Below are 23,936 nucleotides of genomic sequence, written 5' to 3' on the forward strand. Positions count from 1 at the left end.
CCTCCCCTTCTGCAAGCCTGGATGCCATGCTGACTTGGTTACAACGTAATTCACTGACTTTTCCACCGCTGGAAAAGGCCATGCGCGACCCCAACGGATTGCTCGCCGCTGGTGGCGATCTGTCGGCCGACCGGCTGATTCAAGCGTATCGCCATGGCTGCTTTCCGTGGTTTTCCGAGGGCCAGCCAATTCTCTGGTGGTCGCCGGATCCGCGCACGGTGTTGTTTCCCGACGAACTGCATGTTTCGCGCAGCCTCGGCAAATTACTGCGCCAGGAACGCTATCAAGTGACCTTCGATCAGGACTTCGTTGCGGTAATCCGCGCCTGCGCCGCACCACGGGATTATGCCGACGGCACCTGGATCACCGAGGCGATGCAGGACGCCTATGTCGAACTGCATCGTCGCGGCTTCGCCCATTCGGTGGAGGTCTGGGACCAGGGAGAGCTGGTCGGCGGCCTGTATGGCCTGGCGATGGGCCAACTGTTTTTCGGCGAATCGATGTTCAGCCGCGCCGACAACGCCTCCAAATTCGGCTTTGCCACCCTGGTGCGCCATCTGCAAGACTCGGGATTCGTGCTGATCGATTGCCAGATGCCGACCGATCATCTGCACAGCCTCGGCGCCCGGGCGATTCCTCGTCAGCAATTCGCCGACTTTCTGGCAAATCACCTGGATCAACCCAATCGTGCCACCTGGGTTTGCTGAGCGACTTTTGCGCGCGTGGCTTACACTTAATTCACCAGCTTATCCCGAGGGTTGATCATGACCGAGTTGGCGCGTTTGAAGTTCTATGCCACTCAGCCTCACTCTTGCAGTTATCTGCCCGAGGAGCAGGCCACGACCCTGTTTCTCGATCCGAGTCAGCCCATGGATGTGCATGTCTACGCAGACCTGTCGGAAATGGGCTTTCGTCGCAGCGGCGATCATCTGTACCGCCCGCATTGCCAGAACTGCAATGCGTGCGTGCCTGCGCGCATCCCGGTAGCGCAGTTCACACCCAATCGCCAGCAGAAGCGGATCTTCAAACGCAATACGGATTTGCAGGTGCGCCCGGCCAAACCGCAATTCAGTGAAGAATATTTCGATCTGTACCAGCGCTACATCGAACAACGCCACGCTGACGGCGACATGTACCCGCCAAGCCGTGATCAATTCTCGACTTTTCTGGTACGTGATCTGCCCTTCTCGCGCTTTTACGAGTTCCGACTCGACGGACGGTTGCTCGCCGTGGCGGTGACCGATTTACTGCCGAACGGTTTGTCGGCGGTATACACCTTCTACGAACCCGACGAAGAGCGCCGTAGTCTTGGCCGATTTGCCATTCTCTGGCAAATCGCCGAGGCACAGCGCCTCGGGCTTGAGGCGGTGTACCTCGGGTACTGGATCAAGAACTGCAAAAAGATGAACTACAAGACGCAATACCGACCCATCGAATTGCTGATTAATCAGCGCTGGGTCATCCTCAACTAAACCCAAGCCGTAAACCCCTTGGCGTAAACACCATTTTTCGGGCACAATGCACGCCGCTTTTGCCTGGCGCAGTTGCACCGGGCCATTCATTGGATACCGAGGGCTTTACTGCATGTCGAAAGAAGACAGCTTCGAAATGGAAGGCACTGTCGTCGACACCCTGCCCAACACCATGTTTCGTGTGGAGTTGGAAAATGGGCACGTCGTAACCGCGCATATTTCCGGCAAGATGCGCAAGAACTACATTCGTATTCTTACCGGTGACAAAGTGCGCGTCGAGCTGACGCCCTATGACTTGAGCAAAGGGCGCATTACTTACCGCGCCCGTTAATCAAGTCAATACAGAACGCCCGGTTTATGCCGGGCGTTTTTGTGTCTGCGCTTTGTTGGTTTTGTGTGTATATCCGTTTCTGCGGGTGTTGCCGCTGGCGGTTTCGCTCTTACAGCGACTCACTTTTCCAGACGCCGAAAAGTAAGCAAAAGGCTTTGCCCCTGGCGTACGGCACTTCGCTTAGGCTCAGTGTTCCCTCGCTACGGTGTCCATCCGGGGGCATCGCCTACGGTTTGCTTCGCTGCACCTCCTCTCGATGTATGCGGCTTCGCCGCACGGCGCTACGCGCCTACCCCCGGATGAACACCTACGCTCGGCCTGCCGATGGGGCAAAAGATCAAAAGCCAAAGCAAGATCAAGTGCCAGATCAAGAGCCCCTCACCCTAGCCCTCTCCCGGAGGGAGAGGGGACTGACGGTGGTGTTTGGGAGAGCTACGCCGACGTGCGATACCGAGTTGAACTCAGACTTTGAAAAGCTCACAAATCAGCTCCCTCTCCCTCGGGAGAGGGCTGGGGTGAGGGGAAGCACCACCACAAATCCAAAGCCGACCACGCCCCGCTCTTCACCACTCAATAGGCCGAGTGTCAGCTCGCCTGCTCTTGATCTTGATCCACGGGCGACGTCGGAAGGCTGAGTGGAGGGATTGATCCGGGCGTGGGAGCGCAGCGACCGTTTGGCGCAGCCAAACACAGCGAGAGGAGGTGCAGCGAAGCAAACCGTAGGCGCTGCGCCCGGATCGATCCCGGAGCGAAGGAACCCCGAGCCCCAGCGAGCGGGCCGCACGCAGGAGCAAGCGTTTTTTGCTTACTTTTTTTGGCGCTTGAAAAAACGTGAGTCGCCGTAAGGGCGAAACCGTAATAAGCCATCACCGCAGCAACGGATATTCACCCAAAAACCCCAAACGACAAATAACAAAAAGGCGCCCGAAGGCGCCCTCTTGATCCAAGGCCGTCAGGCCATTTCTGCGGTAGTCTCGAAGTCAAACGTCAACTCACCATCCTTGATGTCGATGTGAACCACACCGCCATGCTCGGCCAGCTCGCCAAACAGAATCTCCTCCGCCAACGGACGCTTGATCTTGTCCTGGATCAGACGCGCCATCGGACGTGCCCCCATCGCCGAGTCATAACCACCCGCCGCCAGCCAACTACGCGCCGCATCAGTGACCTCAAGCAGCACACGCTTGTCTTCCAGCTGCGCCTGAAGCTCCGTAAGGAACTTGTCCACCACACTTTTGATAACCTCATGACTGAGGCGACCAAACTGGATAATGGTGTCCAGACGGTTACGGAACTCCGGCGTGAAGCTCTTCTTGATCACTTCCATCGCATCAGACGAGTGATCCTGATGGGTGAAACCGATCGAAGCGCGAGCAGCCGTCTCGGCACCAGCGTTGGTGGTCATGATCACGATCACGTTGCGGAAGTCCGCCTTGCGCCCGTTGTTGTCGGTCAGCGTGCCGTGATCCATCACCTGCAGCAGCAGGTTGAAGACTTCCGGATGCGCCTTCTCGATTTCATCGAGGAGCAATACGCAGTGCGGCTGCTTGGTGATCGCTTCGGTCAACAGACCGCCCTGATCAAAGCCGACATACCCCGGAGGCGCACCGATCAGACGCGATACGGTGTGACGCTCCATGTATTCGGACATGTCGAAGCGAACCAGCTCAATCCCCAACGCCTTGGCCAGTTGCCGCGCAGCCTCGGTTTTACCAACACCGGTCGGGCCTGCGAACAGGAACGAACCGACGGGCTTGTCAGGCGACTTCAGGCCGGCACGCGATAGTTTGATCGCAGTCGACAGCGAATCGATGGCCGCGTCCTGACCAAACACCGTGAGTTTCAGGTCACGCTCCAGGTTACGCAGCAGCTCCTTGTCGGAACTGGTGACGTGCTTAGGCGGAATCCGCGCGATTTTCGCGACGATGTCTTCAACCTGTGGCACTTCGATGCGCTTCACACGTTTTTCTACCGGTTGCAGACGCTGGTAGGCGCCCGCCTCGTCGATCACGTCGATGGCCTTGTCCGGCATATGCCGATCATTGATGTAGCGCGAAGCCAGTTCAGCAGCGGCGCGCAACGACTCATCGCTGTATTCGATGTTGTGGTGCTGCTCGAAACGCCCTTTCAGGCCGCGCAGAATACCGATGGTGTCTTCCACCGACGGTTCGACAACATCAACCTTCTGGAATCGACGTGCCAAGGCACGATCTTTCTCGAAGATGCCGCGGAATTCCTGGAACGTGGTCGAGCCGATGCAGCGAATGTCGCCAGACGACAGCAGCGGTTTGAGCAGGTTCGAGGCATCCATTACGCCACCGGACGCAGCGCCGGCACCGATGATGGTGTGGATCTCGTCAATGAACAGGATCGCCTGCGGACGTTTTTTCAGTTCATTGAGCAGCGCCTTGAAGCGCTTCTCGAAATCACCGCGATACTTGGTGCCCGCGAGCAGAGCACCGAGGTCGAGGGAGTAAACAACGCTGTTGGCCAACAGATCCGGAACCTGGTTGTCGACAATGCGCTTGGCCAGGCCTTCGGCAATCGCGGTTTTACCCACGCCTGCTTCACCGACCAGCAGCGGATTGTTTTTGCGCCGACGCGCGAGAATCTGCGCGACACGCTCGACTTCCGACTCACGGCCGACCAGCGGATCTATTCGACCCTGACGCGCGAGTTCGTTGAGGTTGCTGGCATAAGCATCCAGAGGATTGCCTGAAGAAGAAGACTCACCGCCCTCGTCGTCCTGCATATCTTGTTCACCTTCAGAGTGATCGCCATGCCCCGGCACTTTGGAAATGCCGTGCGCGATGTAATTGACGACATCGATGCGCGCAACGCTCTGCTGTTTCAGCAGGAACACCGCCTGACTCTCTTGCTCACTGAAGATGGCAACCAGCACGTTGGCGCCGGTTACTTCGCGCTTGCCCGAGCTCTGTACGTGGAAAACAGCACGTTGCAGTACACGCTGGAAGCCCAGGGTTGGCTGGGTTTCGCGATCTTCGTCATGAACGGGGATCAATGGCGTGGTGGAGTCGATGAACTCCTGCAGGTCATGCTTGAGTTTGTCGAGGTTTGCGCCGCAGGCACGCAAAACGGTGGCGGCAGCCTCATTGTCCAATAGGGCCAGCAAAAGGTGTTCGACGGTCATGAATTCATGACGTTTCGAACGAGCCTCCTTGAAGGCTAGATTGAGGGTGACTTCGAGCTCGCGGTTTAACATAGCTTCACCTCATACCCAAGTGGTCGGCGATTAACCGTCCTTCTCGATTTCACAGAGTAGCGGATGCTGGCTTTCCCTGGCGTACTGGTTGACCTGCATGGCCTTTGTCTCGGCGATGTCGCGGGTAAACACTCCACATACTGCCCGTCCTTCTGTGTGGACGGCCAGCATGACCTTGGTCGCCAGCTCGCGATTCAGGTTAAAAAACACCTCGAGCACTTCGACGACGAAATCCATCGGTGTGTAGTCATCGTTGAACAAAACCACCTTGTACATCGGCGGCGCCTGTAACGCAGGCTTTGCTTCCTGAACAGCAACGCCTGCCGAATCGTCGTCGTGCTCCTCTGGAAGATCCTTTTGGAGAAGCGGGCGATCCTGATTGAATGTTAGTCGAATCTGGCTGATTGCATGCATGGAAAGAAAGGTTCGTCAGTTGTGCAAATACAGTGGTGGGGGCGGTTGTCCACGTTTTCAACTCCGACTGCCCGGTCACCTTGACTATCGGGAAAACGGTGTTACAACCAATAGAGCCCACAGTGGGTAAAAAAGATCCGCGGAGTCAATCCTTTTAACGGATTAGATTGCGGATGAATTGGATGATACTCCAGCGATGGAGTCTGTTGCAGAGGGATTTGAGCATGGCTGTCGGCAAGGTGAAATGGTTCAACAATGCCAAGGGATTCGGCTTTATCAATACCGATGCCCGCGAAGGCCGCGATGAGGATGGCAAAGATATTGATTTCTTTGCGCACTACTCCGCCATTGAGATGGACGGGTATAAAACCCTCAAGGCCGGACAGGCCGTCAGCTTCGACATCGTTCAAGGCCCCAAAGGCCTGCACGCCGTGAAGATCAAAGATGCGACGACTGCCAGCGAGCCGGTCGTGCATACGCCCCATACCGAAAGGGTGTCGAGCTGACGTTACCGGCCACTCAGCCATGAAAAAACCGCCCGAAGGCGGTTTTTTTGTACCCGTACTGCTTACATATGCGAAATCAGCGCATCGCCGAAGCCAGAAGACGAAACCAGCTTGGCCCCCTCCATCAGACGCTCGAAGTCATAGGTCACGGTCTTGGCCGAAATAGCGCCGTTGGTACCCTTGATGATCAGATCCGCGGCTTCAGTCCAGCCCATGTGGCGCAGCATCATCTCGGCCGAGAGAATCAGCGAACCCGGGTTGACCTGATCCTTGCCGGCATACTTCGGCGCAGTACCGTGAGTCGCTTCAAACATCGCCACGGTGTCGGACAGGTTGGCGCCCGGAGCAATACCGATGCCACCCACTTCCGCCGCCAAAGCGTCGGAGAGGTAGTCGCCGTTCAGGTTGAGGGTCGCGATCACATCGTATTCGGCCGGGCGCAGCAGGATCTGCTGAAGCATGGCGTCAGCGATGGCGTCTTTGACCACAACATTCTTGCCGGTTTTCGGGTTTTTGAACTGCATCCACGGGCCGCCGTCGAGCAGGGTCGCGCCGAATTCTTCAGCCGCCACTTCGTAGGCCCACTCTTTGAAGGCACCTTCGGTGAACTTCATGATGTTGCCTTTGTGCACGATGGTCAGCGAATCGCGATCGTTATCGACTACATATTGCAGAGCCTTGCGCGCCAGGCGCTTGGTGCCTTCCAGCGAAACCGGCTTGACGCCGATGCCGCAGTTTTCGTCGAAACGGATCTTGGTGACGCCCATTTCTTCTTTAAGGAATTTGATGACTTTGGTGGCTTCCGGCGAACCGGCCTTCCACTCAATGCCCGCATAGATGTCTTCGGAGTTCTCGCGGAAAATGGTCATGTCGACATCGCCAGGCTTTTTCACCGGGCTTGGCACGCCTTCGAACCAGCGCACCGGGCGCAGGCAGACGTACAGGTCGAGTTGCTGACGCAGGGCCACATTCAGCGAGCGGATGCCACCACCGACCGGGGTGGTCAGCGGGCCTTTGATGGAAACCACGTAATCCTTGACTGCATCGAGGGTTTCCTGAGGCAGCCAGGTGTCCTGATCGTAAACCTGAGTGGCTTTTTCCCCGGCGTAGACTTCCATCCAGGAAATCTTGCGCTTACCGCCGTATGCCTTTTGAACTGCAGCATCGACAACCTTGATCATCACCGGACTGATGTCGACACCAATGCCGTCACCTTCGATGAAGGGGATGATCGGGTTATCAGGAACATTGAGAGAATGGTCTGCATTGACGGTGATTTTGTCGCCGACGGCTGGAACCTGAATCTTCTTGTAACCCATGCTGAACTCCATTGTTTGGATTGAACATCTGGCTTGGTTCGAGCGTAACCCAGTTAAATCAACACGCAAACCCTCTGTTCGTGGCGCGGCTACATCTCGTTTCGTACAAGCCTGAAAGCAAAGGGAAAAGCGCCAAACTCAAGCATTCGCGACGACTCTACGCCCGACCCCGCCCTGCGACCTTTAGACCAATGGACGAGAATCGTTGCATATGAACCATCGGCAGATTGCCAGCTACCTATGTATAATGCCGCCCGCTGACCACAGGGTCACGACGGCTGGCCTCTCTAGCACGAGACTTTCCGCCTGATTGGTCGGGTTGTTACCGCAGCCTGACTGCTTGACGCTCTACTGATGCACCCAACATCACCGCGAAGAATCTCGACATTCGGTTCATGGATGACTTTGAACGAACGCGCTTACCCGGCGCCCCTCGAGTTTCTGCGCACGCTTTAGCAAAGAAGAGAGAGTTAATCCGAATATGCCCACCCGCTCGAAGATCATCTATACCTTCACCGACGAAGCTCCAGCCCTCGCCACCTATTCCCTGCTGCCGATCATCGAGGCGTACACCGCTTCGGCCGATATCGCCGTGGAAACCCGCGATATCTCTCTTGCAGCGCGCATTCTGGCCAGCTTCCCCGAGCAACTGGGCGACAAAGCCGTAGCCGACCACCTCGCCGAACTGGGCGACCTGGCCGTTACGCCTGAAGCCAACATCATCAAGCTGCCGAACATCAGCGCTTCGGTGCCACAGCTGCAAGCCGCGATCAAAGAGCTGCAAGCTCAGGGTTACAACCTGCCGGACTACCCGGAAACCGTGACCAGCGACGCTGACAAAGACGCCAAGGCGCGTTACGACAAGGTCAAGGGCAGCGCCGTGAACCCGGTTCTGCGTGAAGGCAACTCCGATCGCCGCGCACCGCTGTCGGTGAAGAACTACGCTCGCAAGCACCCGCACAAAATGGGCGCCTGGGCCAAAGACTCCAAGTCCCACGTCGCTCACATGAGCACCGGCGATTTCTACGGCAGCGAAAAAGCTGCCCTGATCGACGCCGCTGACGCCGTGAAGATCGAGCTGATCGCCAAGGACGGTACCGCGACCGTCCTGAAAGAAAAAACCACCGTTCAGGCCGGCGAGATCCTCGACTGCGCCGTGATGAGCAAAAACGCCCTGCGCGCGTTCATCGCTGCTGAAATCGAAAGCGCCAAGGCGCAAGGCGTGCTGCTCTCGGTGCACCTGAAAGCGACCATGATGAAGGTCTCCGACCCGATCATGTTCGGCCAGATCGTTGCCGAGTTCTATAAAGACGCCCTGACCAAGCACGCTGACGTGCTGGCCGAAATCGGCTTCAACCTGAACAACGGCATCGGCGATCTGTACGCGCGCATCAAGGCCCTGCCGGCTGAGCAGCAAGCTCAGATCGAAGCTGACATGGCCGCGGTCTACGCTGCTCGCCCATCGCTGGCGATGGTCAACTCCGACAAAGGCATCACCAACCTGCACGTGCCGAGCGACGTGATCGTCGACGCCTCGATGCCAGCGATGATCCGTGACTCCGGCAAAATGTGGGGCACCGACGGTCAGCTGCACGACACCAAGGCGGTCATCCCGGATCGTTGCTACGCGACCATCTACCAGGCTGTGATCGAAGATTGCAAAGCCAATGGCGCTTTCGACCCGACCACCATGGGCAGCGTGCCAAACGTTGGCCTGATGGCAAAGAAAGCCGAAGAGTACGGCTCGCACGACAAAACCTTCCAGATCAAGGCTGACGGCGTTGTTCGCGTCACCGACAGCAAGGGCAACCTGCTGATGGAACAGGCTGTTGAAGCCGGCGACATCTTCCGCATGTGCCAGACCAAAGACGCGCCGATCCAGGACTGGGTCAAACTGGCCGTCAACCGCGCTCGCGCCAGCAGCACCCCAGCGATCTTCTGGCTGGACCCGATGCGCGCTCACGATGGCGTAGTGATCGAGAAGGTTCAGGCTTACCTGAAGGATCACGACACGGCCGGTCTGGACATCCAGATCATGGCACCGGTCGACGCGATGAAGTACACCCTGCAGCGCACCCGCGAAGGCAAGGACACCATTTCGGTGACCGGCAACGTACTGCGCGACTACCTGACCGACCTGTTCCCGATCATGGAACTGGGCACCAGCGCGAAGATGCTGTCGATCGTGCCGCTGATGAACGGCGGTGGCCTGTTCGAAACCGGCGCCGGCGGTTCGGCTCCGAAGCACGTGCAGCAACTGGTTGAAGAGAACTTCCTGCGCTGGGATTCGCTGGGCGAGTTCCTCGCACTGGCAGCGTCCCTTGAGCATCTGGGTGTGAACTACAACAACCCGAAAGCACTGGTACTGTCGAAAACCCTGGATCAGGCCACTGGCCAGTTCCTCGACAACAACAAGTCGCCATCGCGCAAAGTCGGCAACATCGACAACCGCGGCAGCCACTTCTACTTGGCGATGTACTGGGCTCAGGCTCTGGCCGCCCAGACTGAAGACGCTGCACTGCAAGCGCAATTCGCCACTCTGGCAAAAACCCTGACCGAGAACGAAGCAACCATCGTTGCCGAGCTCAACGCCGTTCAGGGCAAGCCAGTCGACATCGGCGGTTACTACCACGCCAATGCCGAGCTGATCAGCAAGGCCATGCGCCCAAGCGCAACCCTCAACGCGGCGATTGCTGCGCTGGTTTAAGGTTGTAATGGGAACATCACAAACCCCGGCCTTGTGCCGGGGTTTGTGTTTCCAGGGTTCACACATTCCCCTGTGGGAGCGAGCCTGCTCGCGAAAGCGGTTTATCATTCAGCATCTGCATTGACTGACACACCGCTTTCGCGAGCAGGCTCGCTCCCACAGGGGGATTGGGTTTCAATTCTATATTTGAGGACATCCTATGGATTGGCTCCCCCACATCACAGTCGCCACCATCGTCGAGGACAACGGTCGCTTCCTGATGGTCGAAGAACACAAGGCCGGGCGTAATGTGCTCAACCAGCCCGCCGGCCATCTCGACCCGGACGAAACCCTGATCGACGCCGCCGTGCGCGAAACCCTCGAAGAAACCGGTTGGGACGTCGAACCCACCGGCGTCATCGGCATTTACCTGTACACCGCGCCGAGCAACGGCGTGACTTACCAGCGCGTGTGCTTCAGCGCCAAAGCCGTCAAACACCACCCGGATTATCAACTCGACGACGGCATCGTCGGCGCCAAGTGGCTGACCCGCGACGAATTAATCGCCCAACGCGACAACTGGCGCAGTGAGCTGATCATCCGTTGCATCGACGATTATCTGGCCGGCCATCACTTCAGCCTCGAACTGATCCGCCCTTCTCTTTAGCCTTGAGGCCGCGAGCCTGCTAGAATCGCGTCCTTTTTCAAGACACTCATTGAATCCCTATGCGTGATCCAGCCCCTTCTGACACATCCAAGAAGCGCGTCATTGTCGGCATGTCCGGCGGCGTGGACTCTTCCGTTTCCGCTCTCCTGCTGATCGAGCAGGGTTACGAGGTGGAAGGCCTGTTCATGAAGAACTGGGAAGAAGACGACGGAACGGAATACTGCACCGCCATGGACGACCTGGCGGATGCTCAGGCTGTCTGCGACAAGATTGGCATCAAGCTGCACACCGCCAACTTCGCCGCCGAGTACTGGGACAACGTGTTCGAGCACTTTTTGGCCGAGTACAAGGCCGGACGCACGCCGAACCCGGACATCCTCTGCAACCGCGAGATCAAGTTCAAGGCGTTCCTCGACTACGCCATGATGCTCGGCGCCGACCTGATCGCCACCGGCCACTACGTGCGCCGCCGTGACATCGATGGCCGCACCGAACTGCTCAAAGGCCTCGATCCGAACAAGGATCAGAGCTACTTCCTGCACGCCGTCGGCGGTGAACAGATCGCCAAGACCCTGTTCCCGGTCGGCGAACTGGAAAAGCCGGAAGTGCGCGCAATTGCCGAGAAATACGAGCTGGCGACCGCCAAGAAGAAGGATTCCACCGGGATCTGCTTTATCGGCGAGCGTCGCTTCAGCGATTTCCTCAAGCAATACCTGCCCGCGCAACCGGGCGAGATCAAGACCACCGAAGGCGAAGTCATCGGCCGTCATCACGGTTTGATGTACCACACCATCGGTCAGCGCCAGGGCCTCGGTATCGGCGGTTTGAAAGACGCCGGCGACGAGCCTTGGTACGTGCTGCGCAAGGATCTCGACACCAACGAGCTGATCGTCGGCCAGGGCAACAACCATCCGTGGCTGTTCTCCGGCGCCCTGCTCGCTTCGGAAATCTATTGGGTCAACCCGATCGACCTGAGCCAACCGCTGCGCCTGACCGCCAAAGTGCGTTATCGCCAGAGCGATCAGGCCTGCACCCTGGAAAAAACCGCCAGCGGTTACCGCGCCGTGTTCGACGAACCGCAACGCGCGGTCACGCCGGGCCAATCGGTGGTTTTCTATGACGGTGAAATCTGCCTCGGTGGCGGCGTGATCGAAGTCGCCGAGCCGTGGAGCGACCAGGCATGAACCCGACTCAGGAACAACTGACGGCGCTGGGCGGTGTGTTTCTCGCCGCCGTGCTGGTCGACCGGATCGCCAAGACCGGCCAGACCAGCGAAGCTGGCCTTAGTTGCATGCTCGGCAGCCTGCTGGTGCGCGACCCGAAGGACACGCTGGACGTGTACGGTGGCGATGACCTCAATCTGCGCGAAGGCTATCGAGCGCTGATCGGTGCACTGGAACGCGACCCGAGCACGTTGCAACGCGAGCCACTGCGCTACGCCCTGTCGATGCTCGGCCTGGAGCGTCAACTGGCCAAGCGCAACGACATGCTCGACATCATCGGCAAGCGTTTGCCGCAGATCCAGTCGCAGGTCGAGCATTTCGGCCCGGCCCACGAAAACGTGGTCGCGGCTTGCGGCGCGCTGTATCAGGACACCCTGAGCACCCTGCGCCAACGCATTCAGGTGCACGGCGACATGCGCAACCTGCAGCAACCGAGCAACGCCTCGAAGATCCGCGCCCTGCTGCTTGCCGGCATCCGTTCAGCGCGCCTGTGGCGGCAGCTCGGCGGCCATCGCTGGCAGTTGGTGATCAGCCGGCGCAAGCTGCTCAAAGAGCTGTATCCGTTGATGCGCAGCGAGTAATTCGCCCTGCAATAAAAGCTTTGTAGTCTGTAACGCGTAATACGCCGGTCAGTTGGCAACGGACCGGCGGATTTTTTCATGTATGATACGCGCCCCATTTCGTTGCCCGACTGTCCGAGAACACCCCATGCAGCTTTCTTCGCTCACTGCGGTTTCCCCTGTTGACGGCCGCTACGCCGGCAAAACCCAGGCCCTGCGCCCGATTTTCAGCGAGTACGGTCTGATCCGTGCCCGTGTTCTGGTTGAAGTGCGCTGGCTCCAGCGCCTGGCCGCCCACGCGGGCATCCCTGAAGTGCCAGCCTTCTCCGCCGAGGCCAACGCCGTTCTCAATGAACTGGCTGAAAACTTCTCGCTGGAGCACGCCGAGCGCGTCAAAGAGATCGAGCGCACCACCAACCACGACGTCAAAGCGATCGAATACCTGCTCAAAGAGCAGGCGGCCAAGCTGCCGGAGCTGGCCAAGGTCAGCGAGTTCATCCACTTTGCCTGCACCAGCGAAGACATCAACAACCTGTCCCACGCCCTGATGCTGCGCGAAGGCCGTGATGACGTGATGCTGCCGCTGATGCGCCAGACTGCCAACGCCATCCGCGAACTGGCCATCCGTTTCGCTGACGTGCCAATGCTGTCGCGTACCCACGGTCAACCAGCTTCGCCAACCACTCTGGGTAAAGAGCTGGCGAACGTGGTTTACCGTCTCGAGCGTCAGATCGCTCAAGTCGCTGCCGTGCCGCTGCTGGGCAAGATCAACGGCGCTGTCGGCAACTACAACGCGCACCTGTCGGCCTACCCGCAGATCGACTGGGAAGCCAACGCCCGCGCCTTCATCGAAGACGAACTGGGCCTGGGCTTCAACCCGTACACCACGCAGATCGAACCGCACGACTACATCGCCGAGCTGTTCGACGCAATTGCGCGCTTCAATACCATCCTGATCGACTTCGACCGTGACATCTGGGGCTACATCTCCCTGGGTTATTTCAAGCAGCGCACCATCGCTGGCGAAATCGGTTCGTCGACCATGCCGCACAAGGTCAACCCGATCGACTTCGAAAACTCCGAAGGCAACCTGGGCATCGCCAACGCATTGTTCCAGCACCTGGCGAGCAAACTGCCGATTTCCCGCTGGCAGCGCGACCTGACCGACTCCACCGTACTGCGCAACCTCGGTGTCGGCTTCGCCCACAGCGTGATCGCCTACGAAGCCAGCCTCAAAGGCATCAGCAAACTGGAGCTCAACGAGCAGAAGATTGCCGCTGACCTCGACGCTTGCTGGGAAGTATTGGCTGAGCCGATCCAGACCGTGATGCGCCGCTACAACATCGAAAACCCGTACGAGAAGCTGAAAGAACTGACGCGCGGCAAGGGCATCAGCCCTGAAGCGTTGCAGACTTTCATCGACGGCCTGGACATGCCAGCGCAAGCGAAAGCCGAGCTCAAGCAACTGACTCCGGCCAACTACATCGGCAACGCTGTAGCGCAAGCCAAACGCATCTGATCGACCGCTTGATCCGTTTGAGACGCCCGGCCGCGCCGGGCGTTTTTATTCCCGTCTGAAAAGTGCTTTTTTTCAATAGGTTACATATGAATCCCGATATTCCTCTTCAACTTCTGGGCGGCATCACGGCACGCGAGTTCCTGCGTGACTACTGGCAGAAAAAGCCATTGCTGATCCGCCAGGCGATTCCTGATTTCGAAAGCCCGATCGACGCCGACGAACTGGCCGGCCTGGCCCTGGAAGAAGAAGTCGAATCGCGCCTGGTGATCGAGCACGGCGAGCGCCCTTGGGAACTGCGTCGCGGCCCGTTCGCTGAAGACGAGTTCAGCAAATTGCCGGAAAAAGAGTGGACCCTGCTGGTTCAGGCCGTCGACCAATTCGTGCCGGAAGTCAGCGAGCTGCTGGAAAACTTCCGCTTCCTGCCGAGCTGGCGCGTTGACGACGTGATGATCAGCTTCGCCGCCCCGGGTGGCAGCGTTGGTCCGCACTTCGACAACTACGACGTGTTCCTGCTGCAAGGCCACGGCAAGCGCAACTGGAAAATCGGCCAGATGTGCGATTCCGAGAGCCCACTGCTGCAACACGCGGATCTGCGCATCCTCGCCGAATTCCACGAGACCGAAGAGTGGGTGCTGGAACCGGGCGACATGCTCTACCTGCCGCCGCGTCTGGCTCATTGCGGTGTCGCGGTCGACAACTGCATGACCTACTCGGTCGGTTTCCGCGCACCAAGCGCTTCCGAAGTGCTGACTCACTTCACCGACTTCCTCAGCCAGTTCCTGACTGACGAAGAGCGCTACACCGACGCCGACGCACAGCCTGCAGCCGACCCGCATCAGATTCAGCACGATGCACTGGATCGCCTGAAAGCCCTGCTCGCCGAGCACATGAGCGACGAACGCCTGCTGCTGACCTGGTTCGGCCAGTACATGACCGAGCCACGCTATCCGGAACTGGTGGCCGGCCCGGAAGAAATCGAAGAAGAAGACTTCCTCGCCGCCCTGCAGGATGGCGCCATTCTGATCCGCAACCCGAGTGCGCGCCTGGCCTGGTCGGAAGTCGATGACGACCTGCTGCTGTTCGCCAGCGGCCAGAGCCGTTACCTGCCGGGCAAGCTGCGCGAACTTTTGAAGCTGATCTGCGCCGCTGACGCCCTGCACACTGACAACCTCGGTGAGTGGCTGAACGACGAAGACGCTTGCGGCCTGCTGTGCCAGTTGGTCAAGCAAGGGAGCCTGGGGTTCGCCGATGAATAAGATTCGCGTACGTGTCGCAGACTGGCAGAAGGACATCGCCGAGATCCGGCGCATTCGTGAAACGGTGTTCATCGCCGAACAATCGGTGCCACCTGAGCTGGAATGGGACGCGGATGACGCGACCGCCGTACATTTTCTGGCGTTTGAAGGCGACTTTCCGATTGGCACTGCGCGGTTGTTGCCTGATGGGCACATTGGCCGGGTTTCGGTGCTGAAAGACTGGCGCGGCATGAAAGTCGGTGATGCGCTGATGCAAGCGGTCATTGCTGAAGCTGAAGAACGCGGATTGAAGCAGCAAATGCTCAGCGCGCAGGTTCAGGCCACCGCGTTCTATGAGCGTTTGGGCTTCAGCCTGGTCAGCGAGGAATTCCTCGAAGCCGGGATTCCGCATGTCGACATGGTTCGCCATTCGGCCTGAGACCCGCCCTGATCGTTCCCACGCTCTGCGTGGGAATGCCTCTCGGGACGCTCCGCGTCCCTTGCGGCATGTGACGCAGAGCGTCACTGGCTGCATTCCCACGCAGAGCGTGGGAACGATCACGCCCCGACATCAACCGATGCCGGGGCGTTTTGCTGTCTACGATTCAACTTGCCCCACCCCAGGCCGACAAACTGGCAATATCAAGCCTTTCGAAAGCGGAGATAACGGACATGTCCCTACGCACCCTGCTCACCACCCTGCTGCTCGGTTGCAGTTTTTCGGTGATGGCAGCCACAGAAATCGTGCCTCTCAATTACCGCACCAGCACCGACATGCTGCCGATGGCGCAAGACTTCCTCGGCAAGGACGGTCAGGTCAGCGCCTACGGCAACCAGCTGATCATCAAGGCCGAGCCGGACAAGATTCAGGAACTCAAGGCGCTGATCACCCAACTGGACACTGCGCCCAAGCGCTTGCTGATCACCGTCGACACCAATGAAAACGATGGCCGTGGCGACGAAGGCTATTCGGTCAACGGCGCTCAGCCGAATCAGACCCGTATCATCAGCCGCAGCACCACCAGCCGCGAAGGCGGCGTGCAGCAGGTTCAGGCCACCGATGGCATGCCGGCGCTGATTCAAGTCGGCCAAAGCGTGCCGCTCACCAATGTTCAGAGCGATTCCTACGGCGGTTACAACAGCCAGACGCAATACCGCAACGTCACCCAGGGTTTCTATGTCACCGCCAGCGTCACCGGCGACATCGTTCACCTGGCGATCAGTACCAACCGTGACCGCATGAGCCAGGAACGTCCCGATGTAGTGAACGTGCAAAGCACCGACACAACTGTCAGCGGGCGCCTCGGTGAATGGATCACCCTAGCCGGCGTCAATCGCCAGACTCAGGCCGACAAACAAGGCCTGACCCGCAGCTACTCGACTCAAGGCCGGGATGACATGACCTTGCGGGTGAAAGTCGACGCTCTGGACTAAAGCACCAAAAACTGACTGATTAGTCGTATTAGACGAAAGATGTAGTGCTTGAAAAAAAGCACTACAAAACGTTTGACGGGGTAAAAAAGCGAAGGCATGATGGCCTCGCTCCCGCTAATCAGAGGCCCTGGCAAGGGCCTTCGAAGCGATGTTCGCACCTACCCCGCGAACCGCTTCGTGTCTGTACCGCCCACAAGGTGTGTTTGACGAGGTTGCCGACTGGAACGAAGTTGTCCCGAGGGACGGAAGCGTAATTAGGTAACCCGGCTTCACACTGTAGACCGTATAAAGGCCCACGACGCCCGAATGCGCCCGCAGTCCGCCACTACCTGCTCACTTCCCCTCGAGCCCATCGTTCATCCCGTCGCCTACCCCGCCGAATCCGTCTTGACCACCTAAGCTTCTGGTCAGCGAGCGCAGGAATTTTCCACCGCAGAACAACTTTTCATAAAAGACGCGACGAGGTTTATCTCCATGGCACTGACACGCGAACAGCAAATTGCAGCCCTCGAAAAAGACTGGGCTGAAAACCCGCGCTGGAAAGGCGTGACACGCACTTACTCCGCTGCTGACGTCGTCCGTCTGCGTGGCTCGGTTCAACCTGAGCACACCTTTGCAAAAATGGGCGCCGACAAGCTGTGGAACCTGGTCACCCAGGGTGCCAAGCCGTCCTTCCGTCCTGAGAAAGATTTCGTCAACTGCATGGGCGCCCTGACCGGCGGCCAGGCTGTTCAGCAGGTCAAAGCCGGTATCCAGGCGATCTACCTGTCGGGCTGGCAAGTGGCTGCGGACAACAACTCCGCAGAATCCATGTACCCGGACCAGTCGCTGTACCCGGTGGACTCGGTGCCAACCGTGGTCAAGCGCATCAACAACTCGTTCCGTCGTGCTGACCAGATCCAGTGGAAAGCCGGCAAGAACCCGGGCGACGACGGCTACATCGACTACTTCGCGCCGATCGTGGCTGACGCTGAAGCCGGTTTCGGCGGCGTACTGAACGCCTATGAGCTGATGAAGAGCATGATCGAAGCAGGCGCCGCCGGCGTTCACTTCGAAGACCAACTGGCTTCCGTGAAAAAATGCGGTCACATGGGCGGCAAAGTACTGGTTCCTACTCAGGAAGCCGTACAGAAGCTGACCGCTGCGCGTCTGGCGGCTGACGTTGCCGGTACCCCGACCATCATTCTGGCCCGTACCGATGCTAACGCTGCTGACCTGCTGACCTCCGATTGCGACCCGTACGACCAGCCGTTCGTGACTGGCGAGCGCACTCAGGAAGGTTTCTACAAGGTTCGCGCCGGCCTCGATCAAGCCATCGCCCGTGGTCTGGCTTACGCGCCATACGCCGACCTGATCTGGTGCGAAACCGCCAAGCCGGATCTGGACGAGGCTCGTCGCTTCGCCGAAGCGATCAAAAAGGAATACCCGGACCAACTGCTGTCGTACAACTGCTCGCCTTCCTTCAACTGGAAGAAAAACCTGGACGACGCGACCATCGCCAAGTTCCAGCGCGAACTGTCCGCCATGGGTTACAAGCACCAGTTCATCACCCTGGCCGGCATTCACAACATGTGGCACAGCATGTTCAACCTGGCGCACGACTACGCCCGCAACGACATGACTGCCTACGTGAAGCTGCAGGAGCAGGAATTCGCTGACGCCGCCAAGGGTTACACCTTCGTGGCTCACCAGCAGGAAGTCGGCACCGGCTACTTCGACGACATGACCACTGTGATTCAAGGTGGCTCGTCGTCGGTCACCGCACTGACCGGTTCGACTGAAGAAGAACAGTTCCACTGATTCGGCTTCGCTGAGCAACCGGCCTTTGCGGATCGTATAGAAAGCTAACCGCAGAGCCGCAAAACTGACGCCCCGACTGGTTCGGGGCGTTTTTTTGCTCGAGATAATCTCCCAGACACCATCAATCCCCTGTGGGAGCGAGCCTGCTCGCGAATGCGTTGTGCCAGCTTGCACATGCGGCGACTGACCCACCGCATTCGCGAGCAGGCTCGCTCCCACAGGTTTTCTCTTCAGCCCGCGAGACAAAACATTGATCCAGCGCGGTACATCCGTCAGAAAAATCCGCTAAAACGGGCGCCGTCGCTACTTGCAGTAACGTGCAAGTAAGACAACTTCCCAACTGACATCCCGTTAAACAGTTACAAAACACCCTCAAACGATATTAATTATCATTTAGCCACAACTATGTTCGTTACATTCCCTACAAAACATTATTTGCATAAACCCGCCTAATGCCCGCACCGCATGGGCTGCAGGGCATTGGAGATGCGCTATGTCCTTATTCCAATAAATAATTTCGCTATAGGAATTTTACTTGCAGGGTGTTTAGCCATAAAATCAGCGCGATTGATTGCTGCGACATATCGTCACTGCCTATTTCTTTATCAAGCTCAGAGACCTTTGCTCTCTGTTAAGGATTACCAGCATGCCCGAAGCGACAGGACTCATGGCCCACAACTGGGGCTTTGCCATTTTCCTTCTGGGTGTCGTCGGCCTGTGTGCCTTCATGCTTGGCGTCTCCAGCCTCCTTGGGTCAAAAGCCTGGGGTCGCAGCAAAAACGAACCGTTCGAGTCCGGCATGCTACCTACCGGTGGCGCCCGCTTGCGGCTCTCAGCCAAATTCTATCTGGTCGCGATGCTCTTCGTGATCTTCGATATCGAAGCCCTATTTCTCTTTGCATGGTCTGTGTCCGTCCGCGAAAGCGGCTGGACCGGATTCGTCGAAGCTCTCGTTTTCATAGCAATTCTGTTGGCAGGTCTTGTCTACCTGTTCCGAGTGGGCGCCCTTGACTGGGCTCCGGAAGCTCGTCGCAAGCGGCAGGCGAAGCTGAAACAATGAGGCTTTGGCAATGCAATACAATCTCACCAGGATCGACCCCGATGCTCCTAACGAGCAATATCCGATTGGCGAACGGGAAACCGTTTCCGATCCGTTAGAAGATCAAGTCCACAAAAACATTTTCATGGGCAAGCTGGAAGACGTGCTGAGTGGCGCGGTCAACTGGGGACGTAAGAACTCCCTGTGGCCGTACAACTTCGGCCTGTCGTGCTGCTACGTGGAAATGACCACCGCCTTCACGGCGCCCCACGACATCGCGCGCTTTGGCGCCGAAGTTATCCGGGCATCGCCGCGTCAGGCCGACTTCATGGTTATCGCCGGGACCTGCTTCATCAAGATGGCGCCGATCATCCAGCGTCTCTACGAGCAGATGCTCGAACCGAAGTGGGTTATCTCCATGGGTTCTTGCGCTAACTCCGGTGGCATGTACGACATCTACTCTGTGGTTCAAGGGGTGGACAAGTTCCTGCCCGTGGACGTCTACGTACCTGGCTGCCCTCCCCGTCCGGAAGCATTTCTGCAAGGCTTGATGCTGTTGCAGGAATCGATCGGCAAGGAGCGTCGTCCGCTTTCCTGGGTCGTTGGCGATCAAGGCGTTTATCGCGCCGACATGCCTTCGCAAAAGGAAGAGCGCCGCGAACAGCGAATCGCAGTCACCAACCTGCGCAGCCCTGACGAAGTCTGATCCAGATCTGTTCTGACAAAGAAACGAGAAGCTGGCTTCATTCTTTACGTTGACCGAAAGCGAAAAAATAACCATGACTACAGGCAGTGCTCTGTACATCCCGCCTTATAAGGCAGACGACCAGGATGTGGTCGTTGAATTGAACAACCGTTTTGGCGCCGAAGCGTTCACCGCTCAGTCGACCCGTACCGGCATGCCGGTACTCTGGGTCGCGCGCGCCAGGCTCGTTGAAGTCCTGACTTTCCTGCGCAACCTGCCCAAGCCGTACGTCATGCTCTATGACCTGCACGGCGTGGACGAGCGTCTGCGCACCAAGCGCCAAGGGCTGCCGAGCGACGCCGAGTTCACCGTGTTCTATCACCTCATGTCGCTGGAGCGTAATAGTGACGTGATGATCAAGGTCGCCTTGTCCGAGAGCGACCTCAGCTTGCCGACCGTCACCAGCATCTGGCCGAACGCCAACTGGTACGAGCGTGAAGTCTGGGACATGTTCGGTATCGACTTCAAAGGTCACCCGCACCTGTCGCGCATCATGATGCCGCCGACCTGGGAAGGTCACCCGCTGCGCAAGGACTTCCCGGCGCGCGCCACCGAATTCGATCCGTTCAGCCTGAACCTGGCCAAGCAACAACTTGAGGAAGAAGCCGCGCGTTTCCGTCCTGAAGACTGGGGCATGAAGCGTTCCGGCCCGAACGAGGACTACATGTTCCTCAACCTCGGCCCGAACCACCCTTCGGCGCACGGTGCGTTCCGCATCATTCTGCAACTGGACGGCGAAGAAATCGTCGACTGCGTGCCGGACATCGGTTACCACCACCGTGGTGCCGAGAAGATGGCCGAGCGTCAGTCGTGGCACAGTTTCATCCCGTACACCGACCGTATCGACTACCTCGGCGGCGTGATGAACAACCTGCCGTACGTGCTCTCGGTCGAGAAGCTGGCCGGCATCAAGGTGCCTGAGAAGGTCGACGTCATCCGCATCATGATGGCCGAGTTCTTCCGGATCACCAGCCACCTGCTGTTCCTCGGGACTTACATCCAGGACGTCGGCGCCATGACTCCGGTGTTCTTCACTTTCACCGACCGCCAGAAGGCGTACACGGTGATTGAAGCCATCACCGGTTTCCGTCTGCACCCGGCCTGGTATCGCATCGGTGGTGTCGCCCACGACCTGCCACGCGGCTGGGAAAAACTGGTGAAAGACTTCGTTGAATGGCTGCCAAAACGCCTCGACGAATACACCAAGGCTGCCCTGCAGAACAGCATCCTCAAGGGTCGTACCATCGGCGTCGCCCAGTACAACACCAAAGAAGCCCTAGAATGGGGTGTCACCGGTGCTGGCCTGCGTTCGACCGGTTGCGATTTCGACCTGCGTAAAGCGCGTCCGTACTCCGGCTACGAGAACTTCGAGTTCGAAGTGCCGCTGGCCGCCAATGGCGATGCCTATGATCGCTGCATGGTTCGCGTCGAAGAAATGCGCCAGAGCATCAAGATCATCGACCAGTGCATGCGCAACATGCCGGAAGGCCCGTACAAGGCGGATCACCCGCTGACCACGCCGCCGCCGAAAGAGCGCACGCTGCAGCACATCGAAACCTTGATCACGCACTTCCTGCAAGTTTCGTGGGGCCCGGTGATGCCGGCCAACGAATCCTTCCAGATGATCGAAGCGACCAAGGGCATCAACAGTTATTACCTGACGAGCGACGGCGGCACCATGAGCTACCGTACCCGGATCCGCACTCCAAGCTTCCCGCATCTGCAACAGATCCCTTCGGTGATCAAAGGCAGCATGGTCGCGGACATGATTGCGTACCTGGGTAGTATCGATTTCGTTATGGCCGACGTGGACCGCTAAGCATGAACAGCACGCTTATCCAGACAGACCGTTTCACCCTCAGTGAAACCGAGCGCTCGGCCATCGAGCACGAGCTGCATCACTACGAAGATCCGCGCGCGGCGTCGATCGAAGCCCTGAAGATCGTTCAGAAGGAACGCGGCTGGGTGCCGGATGGCGCCTTGTACGCGATCGGCGAGATCCTCGGCATCCCGGCCAGCGACGTTGAAGGTGTGGCGACGTTCTATAGCCAGATTTTCCGTCAGCCGGTTGGCCGTCACATCATTCGCGTCTGCGACAGCATGGTCTGCTACATCGGCGGCCACGAGTCGGTGGTCAGCGAAATCCAGAACAATCTGGGCATCGGCCTGGGTCAGACCACCACCGACGGTCGTTTCACCCTGCTGCCGGTCTGCTGCCTCGGCAACTGCGACAAGGCACCGGCGCTGATGATCGACGACGACACCTTTGGTGATGTGCAGCCTGCTGGCGTCGCCAAACTGCTCGAGGGCTACGTATGACCCTGACATCTTTCGGTCCTGCCAACCGCATTCAGCGTTCGGCCGAGACTCACCCGCTGACCTGGCGTCTGCGTGACGACGGCGAAGCCGTGTGGCTCGACGAGTACCAGGCCAAGAACGGTTACGCCGCTGCGCGCAAAGCCTTCGCCGATATGGATCAGGACGCTATCGTCCAGACCGTGAAAGACGCAGGCTTGAAAGGGCGCGGCGGTGCAGGCTTCCCCACTGGCGTGAAGTGGGGCCTGATGCCCAAAGACGAATCCATCAACATCCGCTACCTGCTGTGCAACGCGGATGAAATGGAGCCGAACACCTGGAAAGACCGCATGCTGATGGAGCAACTGCCCCATCTGCTGATCGAAGGCATGCTGATCAGTGCTCGCGCGCTGAAAACCTACCGTGGCTACATCTTCCTGCGCGGCGAATACACCACCGCCGCCAAGCACCTCAACCGTGCCGTGGAAGAAGCCAAGGCAGCGGGCCTGCTGGGCAAGAACATTCTGGGCAGCGGCTTCGATTTCGAGCTGTTCGTCCACACAGGCGCCGGGCGTTACATCTGCGGTGAAGAAACCGCGCTGATCAACTCCCTCGAAGGCCGCCGCGCCAACCCGCGCTCCAAGCCGCCCTTCCCTGCCGCCGTCGGCGTGTGGGGCAAGCCGACTTGCGTGAACAACGTGGAAACCCTGTGCAACGTGCCGGCGATCATTGCCGACGGCGTGGACTGGTACAAATCGTTGGCCCGCGAAGGCAGCGAAGACATGGGCACCAAGCTCATGGGCTTCTCCGGCAAAGTGAAAAACCCGGGCCTGTGGGAACTGCCATTCGGCGTCACCGGTCGCGAGTTGTTCGAAGACTACGCCGGCGGTATGCGCGACGGCTTCAAGCTCAAGGCCTGGCAGCCAGGCGGCGCCGGTACCGGTTTCCTTCTGCCAGAACACCTCGACGCGCAAATGTATGCCGGCGGCATCGCCAAAGTGGGCACCCGTATGGGTACCGGCCTGGCCATGGCGGTGGATGACAGCGTCAACATGGTCTCCTTGCTGCGCAACATGGAGCAGTTCTTCGCTCGCGAGTCGTGCGGTTTCTGCACCCCGTGCCGCGATGGTTTGCCATGGAGCGTCAAGCTCTTGATGGCCATCGAACAAGGTCGCGGTCAGCCAGGCGACATCGAGACCCTGCTGGGTCTGGTCAACTTCCTCGGCCCGGGCAAGACCTTCTGTGCTCACGCACCGGGTGCCGTGGAACCGTTGGGCAGTGCCATCAAATACTTCCGTCCAGAGTTCGAAGCCGGTATCGCGCCAGTCAGCGCCGCCGTCCCGCCTCTGGCAAGGCCGATCGTAATCGGCGCGTAAACGCTTAACAGGTGAAGGGCCTGGGCCCTTCTCCTCCTGCGATGACGCCTTTCGAGGCTGGTTTGATTCGCACGGATAACAAGATTCCATTA

Annotated in this window: 21 protein-coding genes; 18 read left to right on the top strand and 3 right to left on the bottom strand. The window is 58.6% G+C overall.

Annotated features, from left to right (window positions below):
- Positions 1-26 precede the first annotated feature (26 nt).
- The 3 genes from aat (at position 27) to infA (ending at position 1,803) form a co-directional block, all read left to right on the top strand.
- Complete coding sequence (gene aat / locus QOM10_RS18535; RefSeq protein ID WP_127928933.1) at positions 27-707, top strand: leucyl/phenylalanyl-tRNA--protein transferase; 681 nt, start codon at positions 27-29, stop codon at positions 705-707.
- Between the two features lie 57 nt (positions 708-764).
- Positions 765-1,472 carry an arginyltransferase gene (locus QOM10_RS18540; RefSeq protein ID WP_110719379.1) on the top strand — a complete coding sequence of 236 codons (708 nt, stop codon included), beginning with the start codon at positions 765-767 and terminating at the stop codon, positions 1,470-1,472.
- 112 nt (positions 1,473-1,584) lie between these two features.
- Positions 1,585-1,803 carry a translation initiation factor IF-1 gene (gene infA / locus QOM10_RS18545; protein WP_002553999.1) on the top strand — a complete coding sequence of 73 codons (219 nt, stop codon included), beginning with the start codon at positions 1,585-1,587 and terminating at the stop codon, positions 1,801-1,803.
- A 952-nt stretch (positions 1,804-2,755) separates the two neighbouring features.
- Here infA and clpA read toward each other — a convergent pair.
- Positions 2,756-5,026: an ATP-dependent Clp protease ATP-binding subunit ClpA gene (gene clpA / locus QOM10_RS18550; protein ID WP_016987404.1), complete on the bottom strand. Its 2,271-nt coding sequence runs from the start codon at positions 5,024-5,026 to the stop codon at positions 2,756-2,758.
- 30 nt (positions 5,027-5,056) lie between these two features.
- Positions 5,057-5,440, bottom strand: coding sequence for an ATP-dependent Clp protease adapter ClpS (gene clpS, locus QOM10_RS18555; protein ID WP_016987405.1), 384 nt, complete (start codon positions 5,438-5,440; stop codon positions 5,057-5,059).
- Positions 5,441-5,664: 224 nt separating this feature from the next.
- On the opposite strand from clpS, the gene QOM10_RS18560 reads away from it, so the two are divergent.
- Positions 5,665-5,946 (top strand): cold shock domain-containing protein, encoded by a 282-nt coding sequence (locus tag QOM10_RS18560; protein WP_316916724.1) that lies wholly within the window; start codon positions 5,665-5,667, stop codon positions 5,944-5,946.
- Positions 5,947-6,008: 62 nt separating this feature from the next.
- On the opposite strand, the gene icd is transcribed toward QOM10_RS18560, so the two are convergent.
- Positions 6,009-7,265, bottom strand: coding sequence for an NADP-dependent isocitrate dehydrogenase (gene icd, locus QOM10_RS18565; RefSeq protein ID WP_008087051.1), 1,257 nt, complete (start codon positions 7,263-7,265; stop codon positions 6,009-6,011).
- A gap of 481 nt (positions 7,266-7,746) precedes the next feature.
- Between icd and QOM10_RS18570 the strand changes: the two genes are divergently transcribed.
- The 14 genes from QOM10_RS18570 to nuoF all read left to right on the top strand — a co-directional run bounded on the left by QOM10_RS18570 (position 7,747) and on the right by nuoF (position 23,844).
- On the top strand, positions 7,747-9,972 hold the full coding sequence (locus QOM10_RS18570; protein WP_077573618.1) for an NADP-dependent isocitrate dehydrogenase: 2,226 nt from the start codon (positions 7,747-7,749) through the stop codon (positions 9,970-9,972).
- Positions 9,973-10,171: 199 nt separating this feature from the next.
- Positions 10,172-10,618: an NUDIX hydrolase gene (locus QOM10_RS18575; RefSeq protein WP_122606190.1), complete on the top strand. Its 447-nt coding sequence runs from the start codon at positions 10,172-10,174 to the stop codon at positions 10,616-10,618.
- A 59-nt stretch (positions 10,619-10,677) separates the two neighbouring features.
- Positions 10,678-11,802 carry a tRNA 2-thiouridine(34) synthase MnmA gene (gene mnmA, locus QOM10_RS18580; RefSeq protein WP_316916725.1) on the top strand — a complete coding sequence of 375 codons (1,125 nt, stop codon included), beginning with the start codon at positions 10,678-10,680 and terminating at the stop codon, positions 11,800-11,802.
- Positions 11,799-12,422, top strand: a complete 624-nt coding sequence (gene hflD / locus QOM10_RS18585; protein WP_316916726.1) for a high frequency lysogenization protein HflD — start codon at positions 11,799-11,801, stop codon at positions 12,420-12,422. Before mnmA ends, hflD begins: the two co-directional genes overlap by 4 nt.
- 127 nt (positions 12,423-12,549) lie before the next feature.
- Positions 12,550-13,920, top strand: coding sequence for an adenylosuccinate lyase (purB, locus tag QOM10_RS18590; protein ID WP_016987412.1), 1,371 nt, complete (start codon positions 12,550-12,552; stop codon positions 13,918-13,920).
- An 86-nt stretch (positions 13,921-14,006) separates the two neighbouring features.
- The gene (locus QOM10_RS18595) at positions 14,007-15,176 is read left to right on the top strand and encodes a cupin domain-containing protein (protein ID WP_102899355.1); all 1,170 of its coding nucleotides are present in this window, start codon (positions 14,007-14,009) and stop codon (positions 15,174-15,176) included.
- Positions 15,169-15,594: a GNAT family N-acetyltransferase gene (locus tag QOM10_RS18600; RefSeq protein WP_034155132.1), complete on the top strand. Its 426-nt coding sequence runs from the start codon at positions 15,169-15,171 to the stop codon at positions 15,592-15,594. Before QOM10_RS18595 ends, QOM10_RS18600 begins: the two co-directional genes overlap by 8 nt.
- Before the next feature lie 233 nt (positions 15,595-15,827).
- On the top strand, positions 15,828-16,589 hold the full coding sequence (locus tag QOM10_RS18605; RefSeq protein ID WP_316916727.1) for a secretin N-terminal domain-containing protein: 762 nt from the start codon (positions 15,828-15,830) through the stop codon (positions 16,587-16,589).
- 474 nt (positions 16,590-17,063) lie between these two features.
- Positions 17,064-18,389 (top strand): isocitrate lyase, encoded by a 1,326-nt coding sequence (aceA, locus tag QOM10_RS18610; protein WP_007920195.1) that lies wholly within the window; start codon positions 17,064-17,066, stop codon positions 18,387-18,389.
- Between the two features lie 646 nt (positions 18,390-19,035).
- Positions 19,036-19,449, top strand: a complete 414-nt coding sequence (locus tag QOM10_RS18615) for an NADH-quinone oxidoreductase subunit A (protein ID WP_003223812.1) — start codon at positions 19,036-19,038, stop codon at positions 19,447-19,449.
- Between the two features lie 10 nt (positions 19,450-19,459).
- The gene (locus tag QOM10_RS18620) at positions 19,460-20,134 is read left to right on the top strand and encodes a NuoB/complex I 20 kDa subunit family protein (protein WP_007920192.1); all 675 of its coding nucleotides are present in this window, start codon (positions 19,460-19,462) and stop codon (positions 20,132-20,134) included.
- Between the two features lie 73 nt (positions 20,135-20,207).
- Complete coding sequence (gene nuoC, locus QOM10_RS18625) at positions 20,208-21,992, top strand: NADH-quinone oxidoreductase subunit C/D (protein WP_064117789.1); 1,785 nt, start codon at positions 20,208-20,210, stop codon at positions 21,990-21,992.
- 2 nt (positions 21,993-21,994) lie between these two features.
- Positions 21,995-22,492: an NADH-quinone oxidoreductase subunit NuoE gene (gene nuoE, locus QOM10_RS18630; protein WP_007920186.1), complete on the top strand. Its 498-nt coding sequence runs from the start codon at positions 21,995-21,997 to the stop codon at positions 22,490-22,492.
- Entirely contained in the window at positions 22,489-23,844 is a 1,356-nt protein-coding gene (gene nuoF, locus QOM10_RS18635) for an NADH-quinone oxidoreductase subunit NuoF (protein WP_007920184.1), read from the top strand. Before nuoE ends, nuoF begins: the two co-directional genes overlap by 4 nt.
- The last annotated feature ends 92 nt before the right edge of the window (positions 23,845-23,936 follow it).

The sequence above is a fragment of the Pseudomonas sp. P108 genome (genome assembly GCF_032613195.1).
Classification (GTDB): domain Bacteria; phylum Pseudomonadota; class Gammaproteobacteria; order Pseudomonadales; family Pseudomonadaceae; genus Aquipseudomonas.

Bases quoted from the DNA above. Each gene is read 5' to 3' on its own strand.
- mnmA (WP_316916725.1), top strand. From the start codon at position 10,678: ATGCGTGATCCAGCCCCTTCTGACACATCCAAGAAGCGCGTCATTGTC.
- aat (WP_127928933.1), top strand. From the start codon at position 27: ATGCTGACTTGGTTACAACGTAATTCACTGACTTTTCCACCGCTGGAA.
- clpS (WP_016987405.1), bottom strand. From the start codon at position 5,440: ATGCATGCAATCAGCCAGATTCGACTAACATTCAATCAGGATCGCCCG.
- QOM10_RS18560 (WP_316916724.1), top strand. From the start codon at position 5,665: ATGGCTGTCGGCAAGGTGAAATGGTTCAACAATGCCAAGGGATTCGGC.
- aceA (WP_007920195.1), top strand. From the start codon at position 17,064: ATGGCACTGACACGCGAACAGCAAATTGCAGCCCTCGAAAAAGACTGG.
- QOM10_RS18595 (WP_102899355.1), top strand. From the start codon at position 14,007: ATGAATCCCGATATTCCTCTTCAACTTCTGGGCGGCATCACGGCACGC.
- QOM10_RS18575 (WP_122606190.1), top strand. From the start codon at position 10,172: ATGGATTGGCTCCCCCACATCACAGTCGCCACCATCGTCGAGGACAAC.
- nuoC (WP_064117789.1), top strand. From the start codon at position 20,208: ATGACTACAGGCAGTGCTCTGTACATCCCGCCTTATAAGGCAGACGAC.
- purB (WP_016987412.1), top strand. From the start codon at position 12,550: ATGCAGCTTTCTTCGCTCACTGCGGTTTCCCCTGTTGACGGCCGCTAC.
- QOM10_RS18540 (WP_110719379.1), top strand. From the start codon at position 765: ATGACCGAGTTGGCGCGTTTGAAGTTCTATGCCACTCAGCCTCACTCT.
- clpA (WP_016987404.1), bottom strand. From the start codon at position 5,026: ATGTTAAACCGCGAGCTCGAAGTCACCCTCAATCTAGCCTTCAAGGAG.
- infA (WP_002553999.1), top strand. From the start codon at position 1,585: ATGTCGAAAGAAGACAGCTTCGAAATGGAAGGCACTGTCGTCGACACC.
- nuoF (WP_007920184.1), top strand. From the start codon at position 22,489: ATGACCCTGACATCTTTCGGTCCTGCCAACCGCATTCAGCGTTCGGCC.
- QOM10_RS18570 (WP_077573618.1), top strand. From the start codon at position 7,747: ATGCCCACCCGCTCGAAGATCATCTATACCTTCACCGACGAAGCTCCA.
- hflD (WP_316916726.1), top strand. From the start codon at position 11,799: ATGAACCCGACTCAGGAACAACTGACGGCGCTGGGCGGTGTGTTTCTC.
- QOM10_RS18605 (WP_316916727.1), top strand. From the start codon at position 15,828: ATGTCCCTACGCACCCTGCTCACCACCCTGCTGCTCGGTTGCAGTTTT.
- QOM10_RS18600 (WP_034155132.1), top strand. From the start codon at position 15,169: ATGAATAAGATTCGCGTACGTGTCGCAGACTGGCAGAAGGACATCGCC.
- icd (WP_008087051.1), bottom strand. From the start codon at position 7,265: ATGGGTTACAAGAAGATTCAGGTTCCAGCCGTCGGCGACAAAATCACC.
- QOM10_RS18615 (WP_003223812.1), top strand. From the start codon at position 19,036: ATGCCCGAAGCGACAGGACTCATGGCCCACAACTGGGGCTTTGCCATT.
- nuoE (WP_007920186.1), top strand. From the start codon at position 21,995: ATGAACAGCACGCTTATCCAGACAGACCGTTTCACCCTCAGTGAAACC.
- QOM10_RS18620 (WP_007920192.1), top strand. From the start codon at position 19,460: ATGCAATACAATCTCACCAGGATCGACCCCGATGCTCCTAACGAGCAA.